General features: G+C 39.8%; 21 protein-coding genes. 2 read left to right on the top strand and 19 right to left on the bottom strand.

Features of this window, described 5'->3' with window-relative positions; genetic code table 11:
* Positions 1-21: 21 nt before the first annotated feature.
* The 16 genes from pepV to ACFPQ3_RS06380 form a co-directional block, all read right to left on the bottom strand.
* Positions 22-1,377 (bottom strand): dipeptidase PepV, encoded by a 1,356-nt coding sequence (gene pepV, locus ACFPQ3_RS06455; protein WP_380433852.1) that lies wholly within the window; start codon positions 1,375-1,377, stop codon positions 22-24.
* Between the two features lie 117 nt (positions 1,378-1,494).
* Positions 1,495-2,097: a nitroreductase family protein gene (locus ACFPQ3_RS06450; protein WP_156805279.1), complete on the bottom strand. Its 603-nt coding sequence runs from the start codon at positions 2,095-2,097 to the stop codon at positions 1,495-1,497.
* Positions 2,098-2,176: 79 nt separating this feature from the next.
* Complete coding sequence (locus ACFPQ3_RS06445) at positions 2,177-2,410, bottom strand: hypothetical protein (protein ID WP_156805280.1); 234 nt, start codon at positions 2,408-2,410, stop codon at positions 2,177-2,179.
* Positions 2,411-2,425: 15 nt separating this feature from the next.
* Complete coding sequence (uvrC, locus tag ACFPQ3_RS06440) at positions 2,426-4,213, bottom strand: excinuclease ABC subunit UvrC (protein WP_156805281.1); 1,788 nt, start codon at positions 4,211-4,213, stop codon at positions 2,426-2,428.
* A 59-nt stretch (positions 4,214-4,272) separates the two neighbouring features.
* Positions 4,273-5,250, bottom strand: coding sequence for a hypothetical protein (locus tag ACFPQ3_RS06435; RefSeq protein ID WP_156805282.1), 978 nt, complete (start codon positions 5,248-5,250; stop codon positions 4,273-4,275).
* 56 nt (positions 5,251-5,306) lie between these two features.
* A complete protein-coding gene (locus ACFPQ3_RS06430; RefSeq protein ID WP_156805283.1) occupies positions 5,307-6,071 on the bottom strand; it encodes an alpha/beta fold hydrolase in 765 nt (254 codons plus the stop codon).
* A 45-nt stretch (positions 6,072-6,116) separates the two neighbouring features.
* Positions 6,117-7,142: a YeiH family protein gene (locus ACFPQ3_RS06425; protein ID WP_156805284.1), complete on the bottom strand. Its 1,026-nt coding sequence runs from the start codon at positions 7,140-7,142 to the stop codon at positions 6,117-6,119.
* Between the two features lie 104 nt (positions 7,143-7,246).
* Positions 7,247-7,954 carry a pyrimidine 5'-nucleotidase PynA gene (gene pynA, locus ACFPQ3_RS06420; protein ID WP_156805285.1) on the bottom strand — a complete coding sequence of 236 codons (708 nt, stop codon included), beginning with the start codon at positions 7,952-7,954 and terminating at the stop codon, positions 7,247-7,249.
* Positions 7,955-7,988: 34 nt separating this feature from the next.
* Positions 7,989-8,327, bottom strand: coding sequence for a type II toxin-antitoxin system RelE/ParE family toxin (locus ACFPQ3_RS06415; protein ID WP_156805286.1), 339 nt, complete (start codon positions 8,325-8,327; stop codon positions 7,989-7,991).
* On the bottom strand, positions 8,320-8,613 hold the full coding sequence (gene relB / locus ACFPQ3_RS06410; RefSeq protein WP_156805287.1) for a type II toxin-antitoxin system RelB/ParD family antitoxin: 294 nt from the start codon (positions 8,611-8,613) through the stop codon (positions 8,320-8,322). The genes ACFPQ3_RS06415 and relB overlap by 8 nt, the downstream gene beginning before the upstream one ends.
* A 394-nt stretch (positions 8,614-9,007) precedes the next feature.
* On the bottom strand, positions 9,008-10,222 hold the full coding sequence (locus ACFPQ3_RS06405) for an MFS transporter (RefSeq protein ID WP_161980655.1): 1,215 nt from the start codon (positions 10,220-10,222) through the stop codon (positions 9,008-9,010).
* A gap of 38 nt (positions 10,223-10,260) precedes the next feature.
* Entirely contained in the window at positions 10,261-10,533 is a 273-nt protein-coding gene (locus tag ACFPQ3_RS06400; RefSeq protein ID WP_156805289.1) for a hypothetical protein, read from the bottom strand.
* A gap of 309 nt (positions 10,534-10,842) precedes the next feature.
* The gene (locus tag ACFPQ3_RS06395) at positions 10,843-11,703 is read right to left on the bottom strand and encodes an Rgg/GadR/MutR family transcriptional regulator (RefSeq protein ID WP_156805290.1); all 861 of its coding nucleotides are present in this window, start codon (positions 11,701-11,703) and stop codon (positions 10,843-10,845) included.
* A 513-nt stretch (positions 11,704-12,216) separates the two neighbouring features.
* Positions 12,217-16,728 (bottom strand): IdeS/Mac family cysteine endopeptidase, encoded by a 4,512-nt coding sequence (locus ACFPQ3_RS06390; RefSeq protein ID WP_156805291.1) that lies wholly within the window; start codon positions 16,726-16,728, stop codon positions 12,217-12,219.
* 282 nt (positions 16,729-17,010) lie between these two features.
* Entirely contained in the window at positions 17,011-18,339 is a 1,329-nt protein-coding gene (locus tag ACFPQ3_RS06385; protein WP_156805292.1) for an NtaA/DmoA family FMN-dependent monooxygenase, read from the bottom strand.
* A 35-nt stretch (positions 18,340-18,374) separates the two neighbouring features.
* Positions 18,375-19,355 carry an NAD(P)H-dependent flavin oxidoreductase gene (locus ACFPQ3_RS06380; protein ID WP_156805293.1) on the bottom strand — a complete coding sequence of 327 codons (981 nt, stop codon included), beginning with the start codon at positions 19,353-19,355 and terminating at the stop codon, positions 18,375-18,377.
* 124 nt (positions 19,356-19,479) lie between these two features.
* Between ACFPQ3_RS06380 and ACFPQ3_RS06375 the strand changes: the two genes are divergently transcribed.
* On the top strand, positions 19,480-20,031 hold the full coding sequence (locus tag ACFPQ3_RS06375; RefSeq protein ID WP_198039875.1) for a TetR/AcrR family transcriptional regulator: 552 nt from the start codon (positions 19,480-19,482) through the stop codon (positions 20,029-20,031).
* Between the two features lie 34 nt (positions 20,032-20,065).
* On the opposite strand, the gene ACFPQ3_RS06370 is transcribed toward ACFPQ3_RS06375, so the two are convergent.
* Positions 20,066-21,046: an alpha/beta hydrolase gene (locus tag ACFPQ3_RS06370; protein ID WP_156805295.1), complete on the bottom strand. Its 981-nt coding sequence runs from the start codon at positions 21,044-21,046 to the stop codon at positions 20,066-20,068.
* Positions 21,047-21,194: 148 nt separating this feature from the next.
* Between ACFPQ3_RS06370 and ACFPQ3_RS06365 the strand changes: the two genes are divergently transcribed.
* A complete protein-coding gene (locus ACFPQ3_RS06365; protein WP_156805296.1) occupies positions 21,195-21,713 on the top strand; it encodes a TetR/AcrR family transcriptional regulator in 519 nt (172 codons plus the stop codon).
* A gap of 164 nt (positions 21,714-21,877) precedes the next feature.
* On the opposite strand, the gene ACFPQ3_RS06360 is transcribed toward ACFPQ3_RS06365, so the two are convergent.
* Positions 21,878-23,086 carry an ATP-binding protein gene (locus ACFPQ3_RS06360; protein ID WP_156805297.1) on the bottom strand — a complete coding sequence of 403 codons (1,209 nt, stop codon included), beginning with the start codon at positions 23,084-23,086 and terminating at the stop codon, positions 21,878-21,880.
* Positions 23,087-23,359: 273 nt separating this feature from the next.
* Positions 23,360-24,199 (bottom strand): alpha/beta fold hydrolase, encoded by an 840-nt coding sequence (locus ACFPQ3_RS06355; protein ID WP_156805298.1) that lies wholly within the window; start codon positions 24,197-24,199, stop codon positions 23,360-23,362.

The raw sequence follows: 24,199 nt of genomic DNA, 5'->3' as shown, positions 1-24,199 counted from the left end.
ATGACCTTTTTATTTTTAATATTACTTAATCAACTCATAAATTGCTTCGGCATAGATTGCTGCTGAGCGATAAATGTTAGTCAATGGCATGTATTCGTTAGCTTGGTGCATGGTGTTTTCATCTCCTGGGAATTCTGCACCAAAGGCTACACCACGTTTCAAGAGACGCCCAAATGTTCCGCCACCGATTACTTGTTCGTAACCTTCTAAGCCTGTTTGTTTTTCATAAACAGATAGGAGTGTTTGAACGAGTTCATCTTCCATTGGCACATAGTGCGGTGTGTGTTCATGCTCAGAAAGGCTAACAGATGCAACCCCTTCGATTTCTTCCAGTTTCGCTTTGATGGTTTCTTTATCTATTCCTTTTGGATAACGGAAGTTGAGGGCAATTGTATTGTCTTCGCTAGACTTATCAAATGAGAAGACACCTGCGTTCATGCTAAGGGCACCCATTTTGTCATCTGTATGGGCTACGCCAAGTTTTTCACCAGCAAAGTCTTCGTGAAGGATTTCTCCAGCTACTTCAAGATAAGCTTTTGCGCCACCTTCAAAGTCATACACACTCAAGAAACGTGCCAAGTGAGTTGCACCGTTGACACCCGCTTCTGGTGTTGAACCATGGGCTGATTTTCCGTAAATAGTTACAGACAATCGACCTGCTTCTTCAACGACTTCACCACGTAACCCTTCTACTTCAACGTAAGCAGTAAGAGCAGTTTCAACATCATCTTTTGTTAATCCTGAGACAACTGCTGTGGCAGATTCTGGAACCATATTTTCACGCAAACCACCTGCAAAGCTTTCAAGTACTACTTCACCTGCATTGGCACCTGTGAAATGTAGGTACTCGGTGATGTTTCCTTTTTCACCATTGATGATTGGGAATTCGGCGTCTGGCGAGAATCCAAAGTCTGGGTCTTTCAAACCATTGTGGGCAAAGTAGTAATCCATGTCGCCCCATCCAGACTCTTCGTCTGTACCAACGACAAAGCGCACTTTTTTAGAAGTTGGCAAACCAAGTTCTTTGATGATTTTCAAGCCATAGTAACATGCCATTGTTGGCCCTTTGTCATCTGATGACCCACGCGCATAGAGTTTGCCATCTTTGATCACTGGTTTATACGGGTCAGTATCCCAACCACTACCTGCTGGCACTACGTCAAGGTGACCAAAGATACCGAGAACTTCTTCGCCCTCACCAAATTCAAAATCACCAGCGTAGTTGTCAATATTTCGTGTTTTGTAACCGTCACGTTCTGCAATTTCCAAGAATTTTTCCAATGCCTTAACAGGCCCAGGTCCAAATGGATGATCCGCGTCAGCCTTGCTGTCATCACGCTCAGAATTGATTTCCAAAAGGCTAACCAAATCTGCCATCAAATCGTCTTTACGTTTTTCAACTTCTGCTTTAAAATCAATTGTCATTTTTTATTTCTCGTTTCTAATAAAAACTATCTACGTGTGGGGGGCGCCGAACCCCACTGCAATAACTACTTACTTATACTCAATCACTTCATCAACTGGGAGGCGGTAGCTTGGCTCTGGCTTAAGATCAGTGTAACCAACAGTAATCAAGAGTTCTGGACGGAAACGACTGTCAATTTCCAAAACATCATTGACCTTGCTCTTATCAAAACCAAGAATGATGTTTGAGCCAATCTTTTGATCTGTCAAAGCTAGTACAAGATTCATCGCTACCAATCCAGCATTTAGTGCTAAATAATCTGACTTCTGTTGCTCTGTAAACTGAGCAAAGCGTGGTGGCAAGGTTTCCATGTAGTAGCCAATTAAATCATCTGGCAAATTTTTCACACCGACCCGCGCAATTTTGCGTGAACGTTTTACTAAATCAGTATCTGTAAAGAGTGCAATGGTGTATTGAGAAGCTTCAACTTGGTCTTTGTTGGTACTATAAGCCAACTCAGCAAGCTCTGCTTTTTTCTCTTTCACAATGACAAACTTCCACGGCTGAATGTTATTGGCACTTGGCGCCAATGTCGCAATTTCAATAGCTGTGCGCACATCTTTGACATCAACAGGCTGATCATTAAATTGCTTGATTGCATGGCGCTTTTTATTTAATTCTAGGAATTTCATCTGACTTCCTCTTTCTCTTTATAATCACCCTTACATTCTATCATATTTTAAGATTTAGGGAAATGGCGGAACTACACTTTCAAGATTTATCTAGAAACACCATAGCTAGTAAGATAACCAAAGCCACCGAGACAATCATGTAAATCCACCATCCCAAGCGATTTTTCAGATTGATGGTTATCCCAACACCGATACTCCGCTGAACAAACAGAGGATCTGACCAGCTGGTTTTCGACAAGGGATTTAGGAATAAATTTGAAATAACTAAGACCAATAAAAGGACCAAAACAATTAACATAAGGTATGTATTCATCTCAAAATCTCCTCATTAATTCGTCTCTTCTGTCGTATTCAATTTCTCCAAAACAGATTCCGCCACTTTTTCTGGAAGACCAAGTGCTCTAAGATCTTCAATTGTCGCTTTCTGAATGGCTGTGATTGATTTAAAGTGTTTGAGCAGTGCCTGTTTGCGCTTAGGACCCAAACCTTCTATGCCATCTAATTTTGAAGAGAAACTATTCTTACTTCTCACTTGTCTGTGGAAGGTAATAGCAAAGCGGTGAACCTCGTCTTGGATACGATGTAGCAGGAAAAATTCCTGAGAATTTCTTGGAAGGTCAATCGCTTCTAAAGGTTCTCCAAAGAGCAATTCATGCGTTTGGTGCTTGTCATTTTTTTGAAGACCTGCAACAGGAATGACCACATTGAGCTCATTTTTCAGAACATCTTTAGCAATATTGACCTGTCCCTGACCACCATCAATGATAATCAAATCTGGTGGTACCAATCCCTCTCGCTTCACACGGCCATATCGTCTGCGAATAACTTCTCTCATGCTGGCGTAATCATCTGGTCCTTCAACCGTTTGAATCTTATATTTACGGTATTCCTTTTTATTAGGCTTTCCATTTTCAAAAACAACCATGGCAGAAACTGGGCTGGTTCCCATAATGTTGGAGTTATCAAAGGCTTCAATACGGTGTGGGGTTGCAATGCCAAGCAGACTTCCAAGATTTTCAATAGCTCCCTGTGTTTTAACCAAATCTTTTTCCAGTAAACTAAATTTTTGTTCAAGGCTGACGCGGGCATTTTTTGTCGCTAGATTAACCAGTTGTTTTTTCTCACCCTTTTGAGGTTTTGTGACTTTAGCCGTTACCAAGGCTTCAACAGATTCTTGGTCAATATTAGCTGGAATAAAAATCTCGCGAGGCATCAAATGACTACTGTCACTGTAAAACTGCCCCAGATAGGTCAAAAAATCCTCTTCCGGTTCGTTATAGTATGGAAACAGATTGACATCTCGCTGAATAAGCTTTCCTTGACGAACAAAGAAAACTTGTACACACATCCATCCCTTATCGACATAGTAACCGAAAATATCCCTATCCTGCATGTCTTGATTCATAACGCGCTGCTTGGTACGCAGGGTTCCAACTGCTTCTATCAAATCACGGTACTCAGCAGCACGTTCAAATTCCATCTGCTCTGCCATTGCCATCATCTTAGCTTTCAAGTCATTGACAATTTTATCATCATGACCATTTAAGAAGTTTTTAACATCATCTACCAGACCATCCCAGTAGGACTTATCGGTTTTGCAGATGGTATGAGCATTACATTGGCCGATATGATAATAAAAGCAGACTTTATTAGCAGGATTTTTACACTTTTTAAAAGGAAAAATTCGGTCAAGGAGCTTTTTAATCTCATTGGCTGCGCCACTATCAGGATATGGACCAAAATAGAGCCCATCATTTTTCTTGACCTGACGGGTAATTAGCAACCTTGGGTAAAGTTCCTTAGTAATTTTAATAAAAGGGTAAGATTTATCATCTTTGAGTTTGATGTTGTACTTAGGAAGATTTTCTTGAATGAGGTTAATTTCCAAAAGCAGAGCTTCAATATTAGACTCGGTAACAATAAATTCAAAATCTTCGATTTCTGATACCAAAAGCTCTGTCTTGGTATCGTGGCTGCCACGGAAATAGCTACGCACACGATTTTTCAGATTCTTTGCCTTACCCACATAGATAATCACCCCATTTTTATCCTTGTGGAGATAACACCCCGGGCTATCAGGAAGTAATTCTAATTTATGCTTTATCGTATTATTCATAGTCATATTATAACAAAAAAACGAGGAATAACCTCGTTTTTAAGCAGTAAATGAATGTATTACTTTTGGTCGTAACCTAAAGAAATATTAGGATATGTTTGTTCAATCAGAGCAAATAAAGGTTGGAGTTCATCATCTGTTGATTTACCAATATTTTTAAAGAAAACCTTTTGCACTTTCTTCTGATTAACCAAAGTTACCATCAATTGTGAATGGCGTGAGGTCGTAATCAAACCGTAAGCTTTAGTTGAAATGATATGATGATAAAGAGAGGTCACCTGTGTTAGGTCAATGGCGTAGAATTTCACTTTATAAGAAATCAAGTGTGTCTTATAAACCAAGAGCCCTAGACGTTCATCATGGTAAGTAGCTTCCCTAATGATATTGTCCAAGTTGCCATGCAAGTCTGGATAAGCAAGATAAAGCGCCTCATAGTTGCGTTTGTTTTGGCGCACGGTCAATACACCACCTACTAAGCAGGCAATACCAATAAGTCCAGTTACAGCAATGAGGGCATAAGACATCCAGCGTGTACTACTTACTTCACGTAAGGAAGCGTAATAAGTTCGGCTAACACGTCCTTCTAAATCTGTTCCAGCAAATGTCTCCTGAATAAAACTTTCGTAGCCTTCAATACCATTTTCTTGACTAGAGCTTGTCACGAGTTCTACTTCAATGCGTTCTGGTTTTTCAACCAGCTCATCACCTTTAGCAATCAGCTTCTCTAGAACTGGGTCTTTCGCATCTGATTCAAGTCCGATATAACCAAATGTCCCATCCGTATTGTCATATTCTACCAAGTAGAGGTTGCTATTATAGCCTTCAATTGTCGTTAGAGGTTCTGGTATAATCGCTGTCACTACTAGCGCCTTATTACCATTTGATAAGTTACTACTTTGGACTATCTCCCCTTTTCGATAAAGATTATCGACACCTGTCGTTGCCATAAAAGCAACTGTTGAAAGGATTGCAATCCCAAGAAACAAAATCCCTGGGACAAGAGATCTCATTATCCCTTTAAAACGCTTTTCAACCATTTATTTTCTCTTTTTTTATGAGGTACTGTTTCATTGTATCACAAAAGAATACGGGTTTAAAGACATTTTGAAAAATTTGACACAAAATCTCTAAGTGTTACTGCTACTTGATTAGGCCTTTCAAGATAGAGTTGATGGGTGGTGTTTGAAAGAATTTTACTAGTGACATGGTTATTTCCAATTTTACTTAATTGTGTTTGTTTGAAGTCTAAGAATTCAGCTGGGCTATCTGAGAGTATCATCAGTGTTGGAACCGAAAAGTCTGGTTTTGAAATCACAAACTGGCAGTCACGTCTGATTTTTAGGAGATTAAGAATAATTTCTGAATTAAGATTTAACTGGTACTGATTTTCTTTTTTGACATAGGCATAGCGTACTGCTTTTTCCAAGTCCTCACCCCAATAGTCAGTACTTTTCTCCTCTTCGCGCAGTTTTTCTCCCAAATCCGCAAAGGTCTCAGAAGCAAAATAAATCTTAGTGTCCGCCAACTCTTGCTCTAAGGAATACCCAAAAACGTCAAAATCCATAAAGCCACCATCAAGTAAAATGAGATGCGAGACATGAGAAGACTGTTTCGCTAAATAAGCTGCAAAATCCGCTCCTAGAGAAAATCCCATCAAAATAAAAGGAGTCTTTGGAGTCTGCTTGTCAAACCACGCAGTCAAATCTTCTAAGGTTTCTGTAGGGCAATTAAAATTATTAGGATGTCCAGGCAAGGCTAAATAGATCAACTCAAAACCTTGTTCAATCAAAGCCTCCTCCAAACGAGTAACATAATGACGGTTACTACCTAATCCGTCTAAAAAATAAATAGGGGTCATGTATTTCCTCCGAAATTAACGTCATTCTTTTTATGTATTCTTTATTCACCAAATTCCTAATAAGGCTTGCATGTACAAACTGGTAAAGGTTATGATAGTCCAGCAAGTGGCACCAACACCGATAGCTTGACCACCTGTTTTGACTAATGTGACGATGTCTGTATTTAAGCCAATAGCTCCCATGGCCATGACGATAAAGAATTTTGATAAGATTTTAAATTGGTCAAAGAATTCTACTGTCATTCCCAGACTACTAACTAGGGTTGTTAACAGCGAAGCAAATAGGAAATAAAGGAGAAACATCGGAAAAGCTCGCTTAAAGCTAAAAGTTGACTGAGCAGCTCCGCCATTTTTCAAAAACTGATAACTCCGATAAAAGGACAAGCCTAGTGTAATCGGAATAATGGCTAAGGTACGGGTTAATTTGACAATGGTTGCGCCATCTAGGGCGTTGCTACCGTGAATGGCGTCCCAAGCTGTCGCTGTCGCTGTTACAGAAGAGGTATCATTGACTGCCGTTCCCGCAAATAGGGCAAAACCTTCATTAGACAGGCCAAACACCTCTCCCAGCGTTGGAAAAGTAAGCGCAGCTAAGATATTGAACAGGAAGATGACGGAGATTGCCTTAGCAACTTCTTCATCTTTGGCTTCAATAACTGGCGCTGTCGCAGCAATAGCAGAGCCTCCGCAGATAGAAGACCCAACACCGACTAGAGTTGTGGTATTCACATCCAGTTTGAGCCACTTCTGCAAGATATAGGCAGTCAGTAGTGCAGTTACAATAGTGCTGATGATAATCGGTAACGACGTTAATCCAACAGCCCAGACTTGGGAAAGGTTCAAACCAAAGCCTAAGAGTACCACCGCTGTCTGTAACAGGTATTTTGATGTGAAAGTGATTCCTAAACGGGTTTTTTCACGATTTTGATGGAAACGTCCTGCTAACATACCAAGAAAAATCGCAAAAACAGGTGCCCCAACTAAAGGAAGCCACTTCCCAAGCAACCAAGCTGGTATAGCAAGTCCGATACAAAGTAACAAGCCAGGTAATTTTTTCTGTAGTCCAAACATATATTCTCCTTATCTTGTGACCATTATAGACTTTTTTAAAGGCGTTGTAAAACGACAAAAGAATGGAACTAATCCACTCTTTTTGATTGATGTGCCATTGGTGACTAGTGTGTTTTCGCTTCAACAGTTTGTAAAATGTCCACGATTTGGTCATAAGTCTCAACAATATAGGTTGGAATGACTGTACTATCGTTGACTAACCGAAGTGGATTAAACCAAATCGTATCAATCCCAGCATTGCTACCGCCTTGAATATCTGCTGAAAGACTATCTCCAATCATGACGGCTTTTGATACTTCAAACCCTTCCACCTGCTCTGCTATGGTTTCAAAAAACGCTTTGTCAGGTTTATGATGGCCAACTTCATCAGAAATGAAAATCTTCTCAAAGTACGTGGCAAGTCCTGAGTGTGCTAAGCGATCTTTTTGGATAAAGGTCACCCCATTGGTTGCTCCAAAAAGGCGGTAGCCCTGCTGACATAAGATCTCCAAAAACTCTGGAACCCCATCAAACACCTGTCCCTGCTGACTGAGGTGGTGCTGGTAACGTTCTGCCATGTAAGCACCGTCCACCTCTTGATCGAAGTGGGCAAATAACTTAGCAAAGCGCGTGCGGATGAGTTCGGGCTTACTGATTTCCCCAGCAGCCAAATCCTCCCACATGGCCTTATTCATAGGCACATAGTAATCTTTATAAGCTTGAATGTCAGTCACTCCAGCTGCGGCTAATAATGCTTCTAAAGCCACATCCTCAGCCGCATCAAAATCAAGAAGCGTGTGATCAAGGTCGAATAGTAGAAATTTGTAATACAATTTAGGGAGTTTCCTTTCTAGGGTAATACGACAGTCACTTATTAAATAACTTAGCCCAATTTTGCTTAGAACTTAGAATTCTAGCAACGTAGACATTATAGTTCTCAATATAGTAAAAGGCCAAGTAATGCTCAATTGGCATGTAACGATAGCGTTTACCATCATTTGTCAGTTCACCATAGCCTCGTCTAGAAACCAACGGACAGGCTTCTGGAAAAGATTCCAAGGTTTCAAGAGCTGTTAGAACAAGGTCAAGTTTCCCATCAGCCGATTGTTGACTATAAAAATTGAGTAGAATATAGTCGTGAACTTCTCGTAAATCTTTCTTTGCTTGATCTGTAAGAGAAACATGATAACGTTTATGATTAGTCAAGACCAAATTCCTTTCTCACATCCGCTAAAGCAGTCAGCTTACCTTGCTCGATTTCTTGATGACCAATCAGAATCTCCTTTTTCAAATCCTCAAAAGCAACTTGATACTGCGTCTCCTGAGAATCGCTGGTGACGAACTCTTTTGGATCAACTGCTCCAGTCGCAATTTTACGAAGGGCTGCATTGAGCACATCAGACATGGTCACGTTCTCATCCGCCAATATTTGTTTTGTTTGTTGGTAAAAAGCAGAATCTGCTCTGAAATTTACTGGTTGAGTGCTTGCCATAATAATCATCACCTCTTTGTAAAGATATTTCGTAAATACATTTTAACACACACTGTGCTACAAAACAATCAAAACTGACTATGCTATAGTACTAAAGTTCATCACATTACTAAAACAGCAAACGATTTGAAACAATCCAAACGATTACCTATTTCAATCAAAATTGCTAATCTGTCATTATGCTAAGAACTACTTCCTCTAGATATTTATCTTTCAACCATATACGAAAAGCCCTTGAAACCAAGCACTTTCAAGAGTTTTAACTGCTTGGATGTATCGCTTACTTCAACTGATTTCAAAAAAGAGAAGACCAATTTGGTCCTCTCGAGATGTTAGCTAACATCTACCCACTACAGTTGACAATGAGCCGAAATTTCTAAAAATTTCTGTACTCTCAGTCCTGCGCTAGCTTTTTCTTCACAGAAAGTAATAATACACTCACTGCAGCTATTAACGTGTAAAGAATCCACGTAGCTGTTTCATTCCAGACCAGTAGCCCTGATAGGAGGAAGCCTCCAACAGGAATGGCTAATTGAGTAATGGTGGATATAAGCCCCATAACCTGACCAAAGTAATCTTCGGGTATCGCGATTAGCAATTCACTGGTTAGTTTAGGACTTGATTTGGCAAAAATATAGCCGGTCATAAACAAGAGAACCAGCAAAAAATAGCCTTGGTAATTCAAGAGACAGAGAAAACCAAAGAGAGCTACCAAAAGACCATTGCAGATGAGCAAGAAAGGATAGGTTTGCCGGCTAAACCAGTCATTTGGCGTCAAATCACCAGCAACGAGACCTGCTGTTGAGACGAGGTTGAGGGCTATCAAAATCTGCTCATAGCTTAAAATCCCTATGGGATGAGAGAGAAAGTACATGTTAAACATGACATTTTCAGCTCCAGCAAGGGTAAATTGTAAGGTCAAAGCTAAAAGAAGCCGCTTAACTGAAATACCACTGCCTACAGTTTCAAAAGCGCCTTGCAAAACTTTCCAAGCCCCTTTTAGAGACTGTTTCTTAGACTTTTCTGGCTCTTCTTGACTGTTCTGTGCTTCTTTTTCAACTAAGCTATCGTAGTCTTTGAAGATACCGATGAGTAACACTGTTGATAAGAAAAAGGTCAGAGCATTAAGAAAAGCAACCAAGCCATAGTTGTTATGACTAATCGTCAGTAGCCAAACTCCTAGGAATTGCCCTCCGATATTTGAAAGGATTCTAACAAAATGATTGAAAGAAAAGGCTTCGCGTAATTCTTCTTCTCCTAGAAATCGCTTAAAAAGTGGCAGACGTAAATTACTGCTGTAGAGGGCAAGCATATCGCTGATAACATTAATAAGACAGATAAGAGAAAAGGTGACAAAGGTAGCGTTTTGTGTCAACCATGCCACTCCGATAAAAAGCAGAGCTTGGACATAACCTGAAATCAAAAGAGCTCTTGACTTGTTTTTAGTCTTGTCCGATTGAAACCCTACAAAAATCTGGAAATAAATAGGCAACATCATGATGTTGTTAGCGATGAAAAGCATGGTTTTGGAATGGTAGACCTCCGCCACATAGATGACAAAAACCAGATTATAAATGGCACTACCAAGATTGTTTAAAAAGTTAGACATAACCATTCTTCGGAAGAAATGATTTTTTAAGACAAGTTTCATACGCTAGTTTTCTTTCTAAGTCTTTGATACTGATAGATAAAGTCAGCGACTTCCAATTGATCATGAGTTAAATAGATGGAGCAAATCGTCAGTTGCTTCTTGGCAAATTCCAGATACTTAGGATTAGCAGACCATTCATAAACATCTAGTAGTGCATCTATACAGCCAAGCATACCATCTAAAAATCTTGGTCCTTGGGCAAAGTCAAAGCAAAGTGCATCAGCCATCGCCAAGATTTCTTTATCAAATCTCTCACAGTCAATAGTCATCAAAACTTTTATGGCGCCAGCACTGCCATTTATCAGATAGGGTGAGCAGTAACCTGGCTTAAATTGTAAAGATTTTCCTCTATCTACTTCTCTGAGAGCAGCTAGCAATTTTGAAATAGCATACTCGCAGATTCTAACAGTCAGCTAATTAACAAGAAATTGTAACAACATCACATTTTCTTGTTTCAATACTAGAAGTTGTATCAACAGATTTCTTGTTGAGTTCTTCGATAAAATCAGTCATGAGTTTTTCCTCCTTATTTTGATAGTTTAATGATAACAAAAAAGTCCTTTTCAGAACTTTTTTGACTATTTGCAATTTTGAAGAATCTTGTCAATCTCCCTGCGATAATATTGAGCAAAATCGCTAGCGTCAAGCTTAATGAGTGTCTCAATCAAGTCATCAATCTCCTGCTTAGCTTCTGTGCCACCTTGACAATATTCCAAAGTGGCTTGTGCTAATTTAAGGACAATACGCAGATACAATTCTCTATCATCGTCAAAATACTGGTTAATCTGCTTTTCAAAATATTGAGCATCTGAAAATCGTCTTCTTTCAATGCTAATAAATAGGGCAGTCAAAAAAATAGAATGCATGAGTAAACGATTATTGTAATGCTTATCTAAAAAATCCATGCGGTGCAAGAGTTCACGGCAGTAGGTTACCATTAAATCAGATGGGAAAAGGTTGATACTTCTGACAAAAATGTAAAGCTCGTACTGTCCCCAGACACCGTTTTTGAACAGATAATCTTCCACCTCTTTTAACTCTGCCCTCGGCATTTTCTTTCCAAAATCTTCATCCAAAATCGTTGAAATTACCAACTGATTCAAGCGATGGTATTGCTTTTTGCCATCTTTAGTGATAGCCTGCGCTTCTTCCTCCTGAAGTCGGAGAAGAGCATCCATGTCCTTATTATCTCTGTATCTGTTAACTTGCATTTGAAAACGTTGAAAATCAGACATATGAAATCCTCGCAACAGGTGCAAAAATTCCTCGGGATCCAGATAAATATTGTCCAAGGCTTGAAAGAGTTTTTCAGCTGAAATATCCGTCTGCCCATTTTCAAAACGTGATAACATCGAAGTTGAAAATTGATTACCCGTCGCTTCTTTCAACGTAATTCCTCGTTCCTTTCGAAACATGGAAAAAAGTTCTCCAATATGCATGCTCTACTCCTCCATATTGCAAATATCCAATAATGCAAAAATTATTATAACAAAAAAGTACAGAAATTTATAAAAACTTCGAATAGTAGAAATTTATAATACAATTTAAGAATTTTCCTTTCTAGGTGATGAATCATTTAGCGGTTCTGTTCGTTACATTATACCACAATGAAAAAACAACATTAAGATAAGTCATATTTCTCTTTCAGATTATTTCTGTCTCCTTATGTTCCACCACATCTAGTGTAAACTTCTCCTGTATCTTTACGTCTTGTCTTATAGGATAATTTCTGTCCTCAGGGTAGTCACGTGATGAATATAGAGAGACCTTCATCAATACTATTATTTTCATTTTCCCTAACTACGTTCTTTCTGTCACTTCCCAAACCTACACCAACAATTGACTTAGCTCTATCAACGAATCTAGGTAGCCCTGCTCCCCCTGTTCTTTTTACCATATAGTTGGTGCATTTTATGAAACTGAATTTCTAGAATACATTTCATCAGTGATGTCTATCTATTCCTTTTATTGCCTCTTCTCAGATAAACCATGGTAAAGAGTAAAATACCTACCAAGATAGTTGGTATAATAAACCCAGCCGTTGACCCTTGCCCATTTCTAGTTTTCTTTTGGGAAAGTTTTTCGACTCTCTGAGAAACTCCTTGGGTAGATTTGGGTGTTTTCTCAGGTATTTTTTCTATCTGCTCTGTCTTCTTATCTGTCCCTTCCAGATTTTTGTCAATTGTCCTGAGTGTCACCTCTTCTGGCTTATCCTCGACTAAAGCTTGGGTAACAGCCGATTGCTGGCTTGTTATTACTGGCGCCAATAATAAAACTTGAGGCTCTTTTTGCTCACTTTCTGCTGTCAGTCGACTTTCAACATTAGACAGTTCTCTCGCGTTAATGGAGTTTTCTAAGCGATCTATTACTCTATCGCCCTGGCGAGTAAGATTCTCATTTTGAACTTCTTGCAATCCGTTGTCTATTTCAGCTAGTTTCATGGGAGTATGCTTACGATTGACCTTCACTTTGGAGGCTACAGTTTGGTTTCTCTTTGTTTTCTCCTCTTTGGCTTTGCGCTCAGCTTCACGTTGAGCTTCAGCCTGCTTCGCAATTTCTTCTTGCTTGCGTTTGGCTTCTTCTTGACGAGTTTTTTCTTCAGCAAGTGCACGATCGCGTTGGGCTTGCTCTTCTTGCGCTTTGCGCTTAGCTTCGGCTTGACGTTGGGCTTCCACTTGTTTCGCCTTTTCTTCTTGCTCACGCTTCGCTTGTTCTTCAGCAAGTGCACGCTCACGTTTTGCTTGTTCTTCTTGCGCTTTGCGGTCAACTTCAGCCTGACGTTGAGCTTCAGCTTGGCGTTGGGCTTCCACTTGTTTCGCCTTTTCTTCTTGCTCACGCTTCGCTTGTTCTTCAGCAAGTACACGGTCGCGTCTAGCTTGCTCTTCCTGGGCTTTGCGCTCAGCTTCACGTTGAGCTTTAGCCTGCTTCGCAATTTCTTCTTGCTTGCGTTTGGCTTCTTCTTGACGGGCTTTTTCTTCAGCAAGCGCACGGTCGCGTTTAGCTTGCTCCTCCTGGGCTTTGCGCTCAGCTTCGGCACGAAGGATATCCATTTCTGAAAATTCCGGTTTAGCTGGTGCTTCTTCTGGCGCTACTAATTTTCCTGTTTTAGTCTCTTCATCTTTGAAGTACTCTTTCCAGGCTTCCGTACCTTGGGATAAGGTGTTGATGAATCCGATATAGGAACCGAAGCCTTTTTGGTGATGGCTAGTTAATTTGAGTTTTCCTTCATGCTCCTCAACTCTATAGCGCCGGAGACCTACCTGACCGTTTGCTTCTCCTGGCACAGGCTCGCCACCATCATCCGAGTCTGAAACATAGATAGCTATAACTTTTCCAGAATCATCGAAATCTGCTCCCCATGCGGTTACGATATGGCCGGTAGCGTCAGGGTTATGATAATAAGCAACACCTATGGCTTTTCCTTGCTCTAAAGCTGTTTTGATGCTTTGGCTAAATTGGTCGTGGTCATGGATTCTTTCGTAATTTGTCAACGGTGTTCCTCCGAAAACATTTCTGAAGAAATTGATTTGACTTGTTAATTTCTCCTTCTCTACAGGGGGGTTCTGCATGTTAGAGCTTTGGGTATATCCATATCCGTTTATGTATAAATCCAATATTTTATTTGTCCATACAGAACTGTGAGGAAAGGCTTGTTTTACAATGTCAAAGAATCGACTTTGATCCCTATATCCATTATCACCTGTATAGACCTGGCGAGCTTCCCTAAAATCAAACTTTTTATTTTGAATAGTGTATGTGCCGTTGTTATTATTTTCACGCAAATATCGTTCAATATAGTCTTTGTTTTGGTCAACCCACCAATGCAACATATTCGTTGCAACGGCACCGGCACAAAGGTCGCCATCATCATGACCGTTCTTATTGATGTCATACCATCCTTGTCCAGCGGACTGCTTAGTGACAAAGTATTCTACGTCCTTGTCCGTTTCTGTGATCTTAACAAACTCGTGGTCTTCAACATTGACACCCTGTACCCATTTTGTTTCTGTCACTTTTTCGGCAGCTTTTGCTTTAGCTAACTCATTGTTTTGCTTTTGCGCTTCTACTGTCTGTTGTTCAGACTCAGTGTGGCGTTTTTTGCGTGTTCTCTCTGTTTGCTTTGATTTATCTTCTTGAGCAAGATTTTTTTGTTCACGTTTCGCTTGTTGTTCTTCCGCTTTGCGTTGTATTTCCTGAGCTTTGGCTTGTTGTTTGGCTAGTGCTTCTTCTGTTTCAGCCACGCTGTTGGTTAAGTTTACTATCGTGATCTCAGAAGCTAAATAATTGGCATTTGCCTTAGTGCGAATCTCATATTCCCCGTTGACTAAGCCAGTGATACAGTTGCCCTGACAATCAAACCACTGGTTCGTGTTTTTTCGACGGTATTCCATAGATCTGTTAACACCGATTATTTTACCATCTTTTGAGCTTGCTTTAACATTGCTATTTTTTTGAACAATCAAGCGTTGTACAGGAGAGGCGTAGGTGTTTTTAGTTTCTGCAACTCGGACATCAATATCCGCCAATCCAATGTTATTTAATATAACGGAATTGCTGCCTATTTTTTCCCATGCCCCATAGTTCAAGCGATATTCCATGCTAGAGTCAACATGTATTAGCATCCCTTCGTTCTCACCCGTTGCTTTAAATGATGCAGATGGGATTGACGCCCTGTTTACTTGAATTGCCACTTTGGATGGAGCTTGTTTTCTGTGATAGCCACGTTTATTAACAGAGATTTCAACATCTCCTCCGACTACAGTTCTAGGCGTATCTAATTTAAGCCTGTAGACTTTTCCGTCATTATCTACTTTTGTAACCTCAGAGAGTCTGGCACCAGCCACAGTAAAGTTAGATTTATTTAACTCAACAGATGTATTTAAAGTAACTAAAACGCTGGACATCTTTTCTGTATTATCAGGGGACTTAGCTTCTAGACCATCAATTTTGAGTTCTGGTTCGTGCTCTCTATCATTCCAGCTAGGATATAGCTTTACATTAAAACGATAAAATATATAATCGCCATATGAAGTCTTTTGCGTTTCGAACCGGGGGTGAGTCAAGATATTTGCCAGTCTACTATGAATATTAGTCTCTGGTTCACTAGATGGGACCAACAGTTCTAAAACAGCCGATGTCTCCTTGAATACAATTTTATGATATTGCCGCTCTAAAACTTCGGATACTTCTTCAATATTTTTGGCTAAAACCCCTTGTTTAACAACCTTTCCGTCTTTGTCCTTGAGTAACCCTTCGTGTTCAAAACCATAAAATCGATAGTTTTCCCCCATGTTGTCTTCGTGTGATTTGTGATATTTGCGTTTGATAACGGTTGTGGGATTAAAGTCTTTATCACTGATAAGGAAGTACTCGTAGCGATGGTAGTTCAGGTGCGTATGCCCCAAATCATCCCAAGTCGCATCTACGTGGTACCACTTGCCGTCTAATTCAACCATATTCCACAAATGATTCTGGCTACCAACAATTCCACCTTGCTTGGTGTGACATGGGATTCCCATTTTATCCATGAGTAGTTTGAAGGCTTTTGCGTAACCAGCACAAACGGTTTTGTTTTCAACCAAGGCAGAATAAGCACTTTGATCTTTGCCTGGTCGGTCAACATATTGGACGTTATCAACTAGCCAATCATGAGCGGCTTTGGCCTTTTCAACATCTGATAAATTTTCGAATGCTTTGACGATTTCGTCTGCTTTTTTATTAGCCTCCTCATCTTGGCGAATAGCTTCCATCTCCATAGTTCCTGGCAATTTGACTAAGGCACGATACAGATGTTTATTGTGTTCAGCCCAAAGTTCTACTGTCTGTGACTTTTCATGTGTATTAAGTGAAGTGACTGTCCCATCCTTATCAAGACGAAGAAGCTCCTTTTTATCCTCCCCTATAATAGTCTCCTCAGAATTGTAGACCTCTGTTTGTGGATAATCAGTTCGAACATACCAATTGATTTCCTTAACTTCTTCGTTAGTTGTAATATTTGTCAATTTCAACTGTACTTTCTCGTCTTTTTTGACTAGTACTTCAGCCTGAGACAACTGATATCTTTCATCTTCGTAATAGTTCGGAGCAGGAGTTTCTAAAATAGCTTTTTTAACTTCTTCAGGAGATGTGCCAGTTACTTTAGGAGTTTCTTCAGCTGTCATCACACTATCAGCTACAAGAGGCTCATTAGAAACTTTTTCGTCTACTACCACTGGGTTCGTTTGGGGTGTTTCAATAAGCTGATCAATCTCTTCACTAGCCACTGTTTGGCCAAGGCCATCTTGATCTACTGTCGCATTTGAATGTGAGATAAGAGCGACTGTTTCAGGAGCGTTTTCTGCCGCCTGAACAGTCTGCATATTTCCAGCTAAAAAGAAAAAACCAATCAAAACTGATCCAACACAGGCACTCGTTTTTCTAATGGCATAGCGTCTCTGAGGGTCAGCTTTTTGATAAAAATTCATTGAATACTCCTAATCTACTTTCTATATCTTTGAGAATCAAAATTCCTTAATTATTATACCTCTTTTTAGTAAGTCCCAAGCCATCTATATCTATTTTTTATCTATTTTTTCTCCTCATCAAAAAAAAACGATGAATTCAAACTAATCAACCTTTTCCCTTTCTGCCCTATCTTGTTTTTAGAGCAATGAAATTTCCTTAAATGACTCTGGTATTAATTTGTTCTTAGAAAATACTTTTTCCAAAAAACAGAGACACCTCTTAAGGCATCTCTGTGCATATCATTATACTTCTTCCCTCACCCCATACTGATAAGGAATTCCAAGGTTTTCACGGAGGGTCTCCCCTTCATAATCTGTATGAAAAATACCACGCTCTTGAAGGATCGGAACAACTTCCTCAACAAAACGTTTTAAATCTGATTCATAAACGTCTGGCATGACCCAGAAACCATCAGCTGCGCCGCTTTCAAACCATTCTGTCAAGTGATCTGCAATGTCCTCTGGGGTACCGACTGCGGCAGGGTGATAGTCAATAACTGAATGATAGACCACTTCTCGTAAGGTCCAACCTTCACGCGCTACTCGAATGATGTTTTCTGTCCGTGGGTCACTATATGGAGTAATCGTTACGCTGTCAAGAATTTTAGCAGCAATAGGTTTTTCAATATCCGCCATGGTAAATTGAACGCCCAAAGCATAACCGATATGAGCTACCCGTTGATAAAAAGTATCTTCATCGATAAACCTTGCATGGCGCTCTAGGGCGTCCTTTTTACTGTCTCCAATGAGAGGCATGACACCAGCGATAAAGGCAACAGATTCTGGCTGACGACCATTTTTAACAGCTGCTTGGCTAAGTGCTTGGCGCATCTCTTGTCCCTGCTCAATGGTCCAAACTTCACCGACATAGACATCTGCATGCTGACCAGCAAAGGCAACACTATTACCAGAACCACCTGAGTGAAAAATTGGCGGTTGACCTTGTTTTGATGGTGGAATTGGCAAGGTTCCCGATGTTTCAACATACTGGCCTTTTACAGTAACAGACTTGACTTTCCCATAATCCGCAAAAATCTGCTTGTCATGATCTAGTTTAAGCGCATCTTCTTCCCAAGTTGCCCATAAGGCTTGGACTGCTTGTGTAAATTCTGCTGCCTTGCCATAACGGTCAAAGCTAGATGGGAGGTGCACACCATACGCATTAGCACTGACTCCATTAGCACCAGTTACAGCATTCCAAGCCACACGACCTTTACTAATCGCATCTAGCGTCTTGAATTGGCGAGCAACTTCGTAGGGATTGTTCCAAGATGTCGCTCTAGTAATCCCTAAACCAATATGCTTTGTCTGGCTAGCAATGACTGTCGCAATCAATAAAGGATCCAAGCCCATGGTCTGCATATCAGCATCTGCTACTGCTTTTGTTCCTGGAAAATCACCAAAGAACATGAATTGGAATTTTCCTTTTTCAGCTAGTTGTGCCGCTTTGACATCCACTGAAATATCTGGATACTCAGAAAGCCTAACTTCTGGAGCCAACCAAGATTTAAAATTTAAACCAGCGGCTCCAAACATGGCAAGACCGAGTTTCATTTGTTTCTTTTCTGTCATGATAGTTTCCTCATTTTCATCTACTATTAAATAGTTTAGATTAAATCCTCGATACCTGACATGAGTTTGTCCATGATTACTGAGACAGGCTCAATCTTGTCAATCATCGAAATGCCAAGCCCAAATGAAGCAAAGCCCTTGCTGAGATCCCCAAAGAGCATGCCGTTTCTCATACCATTAAATCCAGATTGAGCCTTATGAATTTCCTCAAGACTCGCGCCTTCATTACTAAGTTGCAATAATTTATTTGGCAACTCGCCGGGCAAAGAGCGGTAATAAACAGGTACTGCCCTGTAAAATAAAAGGTCTGAAGCATTTGCTTTAATAGCCTCTTGCTTGATATTTTCTGCCAAAATTGACTCTTGACTCATCAAAAAAGCTGTACCAATAAAAAGACCTTCTGCACCGAGGGCAAAAGCTGCACGGGCAGTTCGTTCATCTGCGATACCACCAGCTGCCATTACAGGGACACGTCCCTTAGCTGCATCGACAATCATAGGGACAATAGAAAACGTTCCTATGATTTTTTCAGGGACAGAACCTCCTTCATCAAATCCAGTCGCTACAATAACATCTGCACCACCTTGGATAGCTTCTTCAGTATTTTCAACAGTTGGGGTATCTGCTCGAAAGACAACCTTTATTCCTTTGGCATGAAATTTCGCAGTCCATTCAGCTGAAAATTTCCCTACCATTATTGCCACTTGAACACCTTCTTCAACCATTAAATCTAGCATTGGTTGCGTAAAACGGTCTGTTTGAGGATGACCAGGTGCTACGTTGATCCCCAGAGGTTTATCCGTAATCTCACGGGCAATTCGGATTTCACGACGCATATTTTCAATGGTATCTTCCACGGTTGTCGCTGCCTCTTTTTGCCCGGCACTAATCCCCAATACACCCAAACCACCAGCAGCGCTAACAGCACCTGCAAAATGCCCATCTGTTAACCACGCCATAGGTCCTTGGATAATTGGTTTCTCGATACCTAAGATTTCTTTTACACGATTTGCCATCTTTTTCTCGCTTTCTTTGTTTCACTATGTTATAGTATTTATATTACAAGTGTCACATAAAATCGTCAATTGACACTTAGCAAACATTTGTCACTTATGTGACACATCAGGAAGGAATGTCATATTGAAACAGGATTTACGTTTTGAAAAAACCGAAAAAGCCCTCCAAGAGGCTTTTCTCAATTTACTACAAACAAAGGAACTGTCAAAAATATCGGTCAAAGAGCTCTGCGAACTGGCTCAGGTATCTCGTAATGCCTTTTACCAACACTACGAGACCAAGGAACACCTTTACGACAACATTCTCAATGAGCTTCTCCTTTCTATAGAAGATGCTTGCCGTCCCTTGGTTAAGGATGTAGCAACTATTACTGAAGTAGAAGGTCGGCTCTTTTTAGATAAAATCCTTTTAGCTGTTGACCAAAACCGCTTTGTCATCAATCAATTATTGACTAGTCAACCAGCTGTGTTCACTGCTGCTTTTCATGATATGCTAGTTTCAGCAAATATCCAATCTAGTCATTCTATTGGCACCACACCTAATATTGCTTATATCCACATTTTCTCCGGTGGGATTGTCGCCTTTGTCAAATACTGGCTGTTAGAGACTAAGTTAACCCTGGAAGAGGCTCAAGATAAGCTTTTTTCCATCGTTGGACAGATGAGGATGGAGTGACTAATTCATTTGGTTAATTTTATTTCTAAAGTGCCTATTGATTGGTAAATGCTGATAAATGGTCAATCACTTCTTGACTCTCCGACCACTCTGGATGTAGCGTTGCAAAAACATGCACCAGTTTGTTATGCTGGTCCTTTTCATAATTTTTCAATTGATAAGGAACATGATTTTCCTTTAACCGTTTTTCTAATTTTAAGGTATCTGATTGGATTAAATCCTCTTCACTTGTAATGAGATAAACGGGTGGCAGCTCTGCTTTTTCAATAATACTCGAAGGATTGAGAAGATAGGCAAGTGATGGACGTTTTTTATCTTCGTCAGTCACAATGTAGTCATTGATAAGAGACATGATATCTTGTCGCTGATTATCTAACATAATGGATATCAATCCAAGCCCCTTGATTGTCAATCTAGTCTGTGGCATATTAAAGGTTTCTTGCAATTCAGGACTACTATTAATAGCTGTTGACATCAGGCTCAGCAAAGCACCAGCTGAATCCCCCACAACATAAACCTGATCTAAGTTAAGATTCAAGCTATCTTGATGTGTCACCAGATAACGATAAGCCGTCATAATGTCATCAATCTGATGCCAAAATGTTGTTTCAGGAATCAAGCGATAGCTGATACTCACTACTGTATGCCCTCTTTTAACAAATTCCAAATTGAACTTAAGATTCGTTTCTTTATAGGAAGCAAATAGTCCTCCTCCATGAATATTGATAATAAGAGGTTTCGTCGTAACCTCTTTTTTAGGACGATAAATATCTAGCAAATGCCCTTGATTTCCTGTTTGACGATAAGGAATATCCCTTTCTACATTGACATGAGAAAAATCAATCTTATTTTGTTCCAATTCTACCAAAGTTTGTCGTTCACTACTTTCAAAAACCCATTTAAAAGCCTGTAATTTTAAAGTAGGTGTAAACCAAATCACCATGACTGATAGACTGATAAGGAGAAGAATACTGACAATCCCTTTCCAAATCCATGTGAACCACCGTTTTTTCATAACTTATTTCCTCTCATCTTTCTTGATTAAAAACATTAACCGTGTTACAGTTGTAACAGCACATTCTATTTTAACAAATCATTTTCTCAACTGTTAATAATAACCTCTTAGCTGTAACATTTTGATATCATCTGTAACAGGAGGCACGATGAACCATACCAATTTATCTAACAAAGAAGCCAATCAACTCACTCGTGAGTGTATCGAGACAGCTCTGCTATTGCTTCTTGAACATAAATCATTTGAATCTATTACCATTACGGAATTAACACAAAAAGCAGGCGTTTCAAGACCTGCTTTCTATCGAAATTATGACTCTAAAGAAGCTATTTTGCAACATATCGCTATCCCCATTTTAGAAGAAATTGTTGCGCTTTTCCAAGTGCCTAATTGCCATCACAATCCTAAACACTATTTACAATTTTTCGATATCATTAAAACGCATCAAACAAAGCTCAGGATTTACTTATCTCACATTGATAAAATCCCATTTTCCTTCTTTAATGAAAATGATGAGACTGTCTCTATCGAAGACTATTACTATTACCGAACAGGGACCATGATCTACTTTTCTATGGCAAAAGATTGGCTTGAAAAAGGCTGTCATCCTGATAGTGCGACCATGAGTCGTATATTGCATGGAATGATTAGGAAATTATTTCCCTAGAAACCTCAATTTTCTACCCCAACCACTTTTCTCATTCACATCTTCTTAGGTGCTATTGTCGCCTTTGTCAAATACTGGCTGCTAGAAAGTAATTTGTCACTTACTGAGGTACAAGATAAGCTTTTTATCATCGTTGTCCCACTCACTCGCATTTTATTCTCTTATTACTCCAACAACCAATCCACCAAATTTTGCTTAATGATGCCTTCATAATTGGCAGTTGGTTGGATGCTGTCTAGCGTTAAAAGGTATTTTGGAAATTGATCCTTGATTGCTTTCAGAGGACGGAGTTCTCTGTCTAAGGTTTTAGGATCAAGGGTGGTTTGACTGACCTGGTAGTACTCATAGGCACCTTGGTCTGTGACAACCACAAAGTCCACCTCGTACTTTCCGATATTGCCGACGTAAACTTTGGAGTAGCGACGACGCAATTCTAGGTAAACTAGATTTTCAATCATGTGCCCTAGATCTTGCGGATGATCTGGTAAAAGGAGCTGACGGAACCCTAAATCAACCGTATAGTACTTTTCTAGTCGTTGCAAGAGTTTTCTTCCTTTTACATCAAATCGAGGGACCGCATAAAATAACAAACTGTCTATCAGTGTATTGAGGTAGCTTTCCAAAGAATGATGGGAAATCGCAACATGTTGACTGACTAGTGTATTGCGTAGCTTATTTGTCGATACTTGACTGCCAATACTGCTTAAGAGTGTACGAATAATACGCTCCAGCATATCTGGATTAGCGACACCGACTCTGGCTACCACATCATTGAGGACAATTGAGTGATAGATCCCTTGCAAATACTCAATCCGTTCTTGATAAGATTGCGTCTGAAGCAAATATGGAAAACCACTAAACAGATAGTCGTTAAAATATTCTAGTCTGGTCTTAGTTTCTGCATCATGCTCCTGCCCTGCTAGAAACTCTTTGAAAGATAAGGGTAAAACCTCAATCTGAACATAGCGCCCAGTCAAATTAGTCGCCAATTGACTACTCATAAAGTAGGCATTGGAACCTGTCAAATACAGGTCAACATTTTCTTTGATGAAAAGACTGTCCGCTACAAGCTCAAACTTGTCGACATGCTGAACCTCATCCAAAAAAATATAGTGTTTATCATTAGAGGTTAGACGTTCTTCGAGATAGGTATTCAAAGCACGAAAATCCCGTAAGTCATAAAATGACAAATCTTCAAAGTTAATAGTTATAATCCGGCTTTCTTCAACACCAGAAGCCAATAATTCCTCACGGAAAAGTTGGAACAAAACAGATTTGCCTGCACGACGAACACCACTAATGACTTTTATTAATGGTTTATCTTTGTGGCGGATCAAAAATTCTAAATAATATGGTCTCGAAATGATTTTCATAGCAATTACCTCATCTTTATTATATCACAAAATCGCCATTTATTTGCACGTTTTTAGAAATAACCACCAAGATAACCATTTATTTGCACAATTTTAAAAATAATCACAAAAGTCGGTAGCTATTTTCAAAAAAATGCAAATAGTAAAACCCCTCAACTACTCTGTAGCAGCTAAGGGGATAAGCTAGTTTACACAATGTCTTGTTAGCACTCTAATCGAGTAGAGTTTTTTAGATTCCACCTTGTTAACTTAGCGACAAATACTTTTTATGCCTTATTCTCCTATTAAGAAAGCATTAAGTTTTGATGTAAAATCTTCTGCATACTGAAAAATTGACCCATGCCCTGCATGAGGATAGATAATCAGTTGGCTATTTATAATCCTATCATGCATGATGTAGGAATTTTCTGTTGGTACCATCATGTCCTTGTCGCCATTAACAATTAGGGTTGGGGGTGTCATAAACTGTAAGTCATCTTCTGGGGCTTTTCCCCAGGTTTTAATGGCTTTTAACTGGCGTAAAAAACTGGGCACAGCCATCTCTTTGTCCGCATAAGCTTTCTTGCGACTGGCTAGGCGACTGAGCACCTTATCTGCTTCTGCTCTGCCATTGTCATCATGACCATAAAAAATATAACGTTTAGGATCCACACGATGTAGAGCAGCCCGTGCCATGTAACGGAAGGTCTTTGCTGTTACCTGATCAATACCAAGTCCGCCACGGTGACCAGTCCCTACTAAAATCAAGCGATTCACCAAAGTTGGAGTCAAACGCACCACTTCTTGAGCAATCATGCCACCCATAGACAGACCAAGAAGGTTGATTTTGCTGTAGCCTAGAGCTTTGATAATATCTATCATCTGCTCTGCCATTTCTGGAATGGTACCTGCTACCTTACCGTCACTGGCCCCAACACCAGGCAAATCAAGCAAAATGACATGCTGTGTTTGAGTCAAAAGGTCAATGAGTTTAGGGTCCCAATGATCCATGGTTGCTGCGAGATGGACTAACATAACCAAAGGATAGTCTGACTTTCCCTTACCAATTTCACGGTAGGCAATGTTTTTCTCTTGAACAGTAAGGTATTGGTTTTTGGTTTCTAAATAAGCCAT

Source organism: Streptococcus caledonicus, assembly GCF_042656225.1.
Lineage (GTDB): Bacteria > Bacillota > Bacilli > Lactobacillales > Streptococcaceae > Streptococcus > Streptococcus caledonicus.
Note: the sequence above shows the minus strand (reverse complement) of the source record. Positions and strands in the feature narration are given on the sequence as shown.

Bases quoted from the DNA above. Each gene is read 5' to 3' on its own strand.
- ACFPQ3_RS06430 (WP_156805283.1), bottom strand. From the start codon at position 6,071: ATGACCCCTATTTATTTTTTAGACGGATTAGGTAGTAACCGTCATTAT.
- ACFPQ3_RS06385 (WP_156805292.1), bottom strand. From the start codon at position 18,339: ATGACAGAAAAGAAACAAATGAAACTCGGTCTTGCCATGTTTGGAGCC.
- ACFPQ3_RS06400 (WP_156805289.1), bottom strand. From the start codon at position 10,533: ATGACTATTGACTGTGAGAGATTTGATAAAGAAATCTTGGCGATGGCT.
- ACFPQ3_RS06370 (WP_156805295.1), bottom strand. From the start codon at position 21,046: ATGAAAAAACGGTGGTTCACATGGATTTGGAAAGGGATTGTCAGTATT.
- ACFPQ3_RS06360 (WP_156805297.1), bottom strand. From the start codon at position 23,086: ATGAAAATCATTTCGAGACCATATTATTTAGAATTTTTGATCCGCCAC.
- ACFPQ3_RS06355 (WP_156805298.1), bottom strand. From the start codon at position 24,199: ATGGCTTATTTAGAAACCAAAAACCAATACCTTACTGTTCAAGAGAAA.
- ACFPQ3_RS06395 (WP_156805290.1), bottom strand. From the start codon at position 11,703: ATGCATATTGGAGAACTTTTTTCCATGTTTCGAAAGGAACGAGGAATT.
- ACFPQ3_RS06435 (WP_156805282.1), bottom strand. From the start codon at position 5,250: ATGGTTGAAAAGCGTTTTAAAGGGATAATGAGATCTCTTGTCCCAGGG.
- ACFPQ3_RS06425 (WP_156805284.1), bottom strand. From the start codon at position 7,142: ATGTTTGGACTACAGAAAAAATTACCTGGCTTGTTACTTTGTATCGGA.
- ACFPQ3_RS06365 (WP_156805296.1), top strand. From the start codon at position 21,195: ATGAACCATACCAATTTATCTAACAAAGAAGCCAATCAACTCACTCGT.
- ACFPQ3_RS06450 (WP_156805279.1), bottom strand. From the start codon at position 2,097: ATGAAATTCCTAGAATTAAATAAAAAGCGCCATGCAATCAAGCAATTT.
- ACFPQ3_RS06390 (WP_156805291.1), bottom strand. From the start codon at position 16,728: ATGAATTTTTATCAAAAAGCTGACCCTCAGAGACGCTATGCCATTAGA.
- pepV (WP_380433852.1), bottom strand. From the start codon at position 1,377: ATGGCAGATTTGGTTAGCCTTTTGGAAATCAATTCTGAGCGTGATGAC.
- relB (WP_156805287.1), bottom strand. From the start codon at position 8,613: ATGGCAAGCACTCAACCAGTAAATTTCAGAGCAGATTCTGCTTTTTAC.
- ACFPQ3_RS06445 (WP_156805280.1), bottom strand. From the start codon at position 2,410: ATGAATACATACCTTATGTTAATTGTTTTGGTCCTTTTATTGGTCTTA.
- uvrC (WP_156805281.1), bottom strand. From the start codon at position 4,213: ATGAATAATACGATAAAGCATAAATTAGAATTACTTCCTGATAGCCCG.
- ACFPQ3_RS06405 (WP_161980655.1), bottom strand. From the start codon at position 10,222: ATGTCTAACTTTTTAAACAATCTTGGTAGTGCCATTTATAATCTGGTT.
- ACFPQ3_RS06380 (WP_156805293.1), bottom strand. From the start codon at position 19,355: ATGGCAAATCGTGTAAAAGAAATCTTAGGTATCGAGAAACCAATTATC.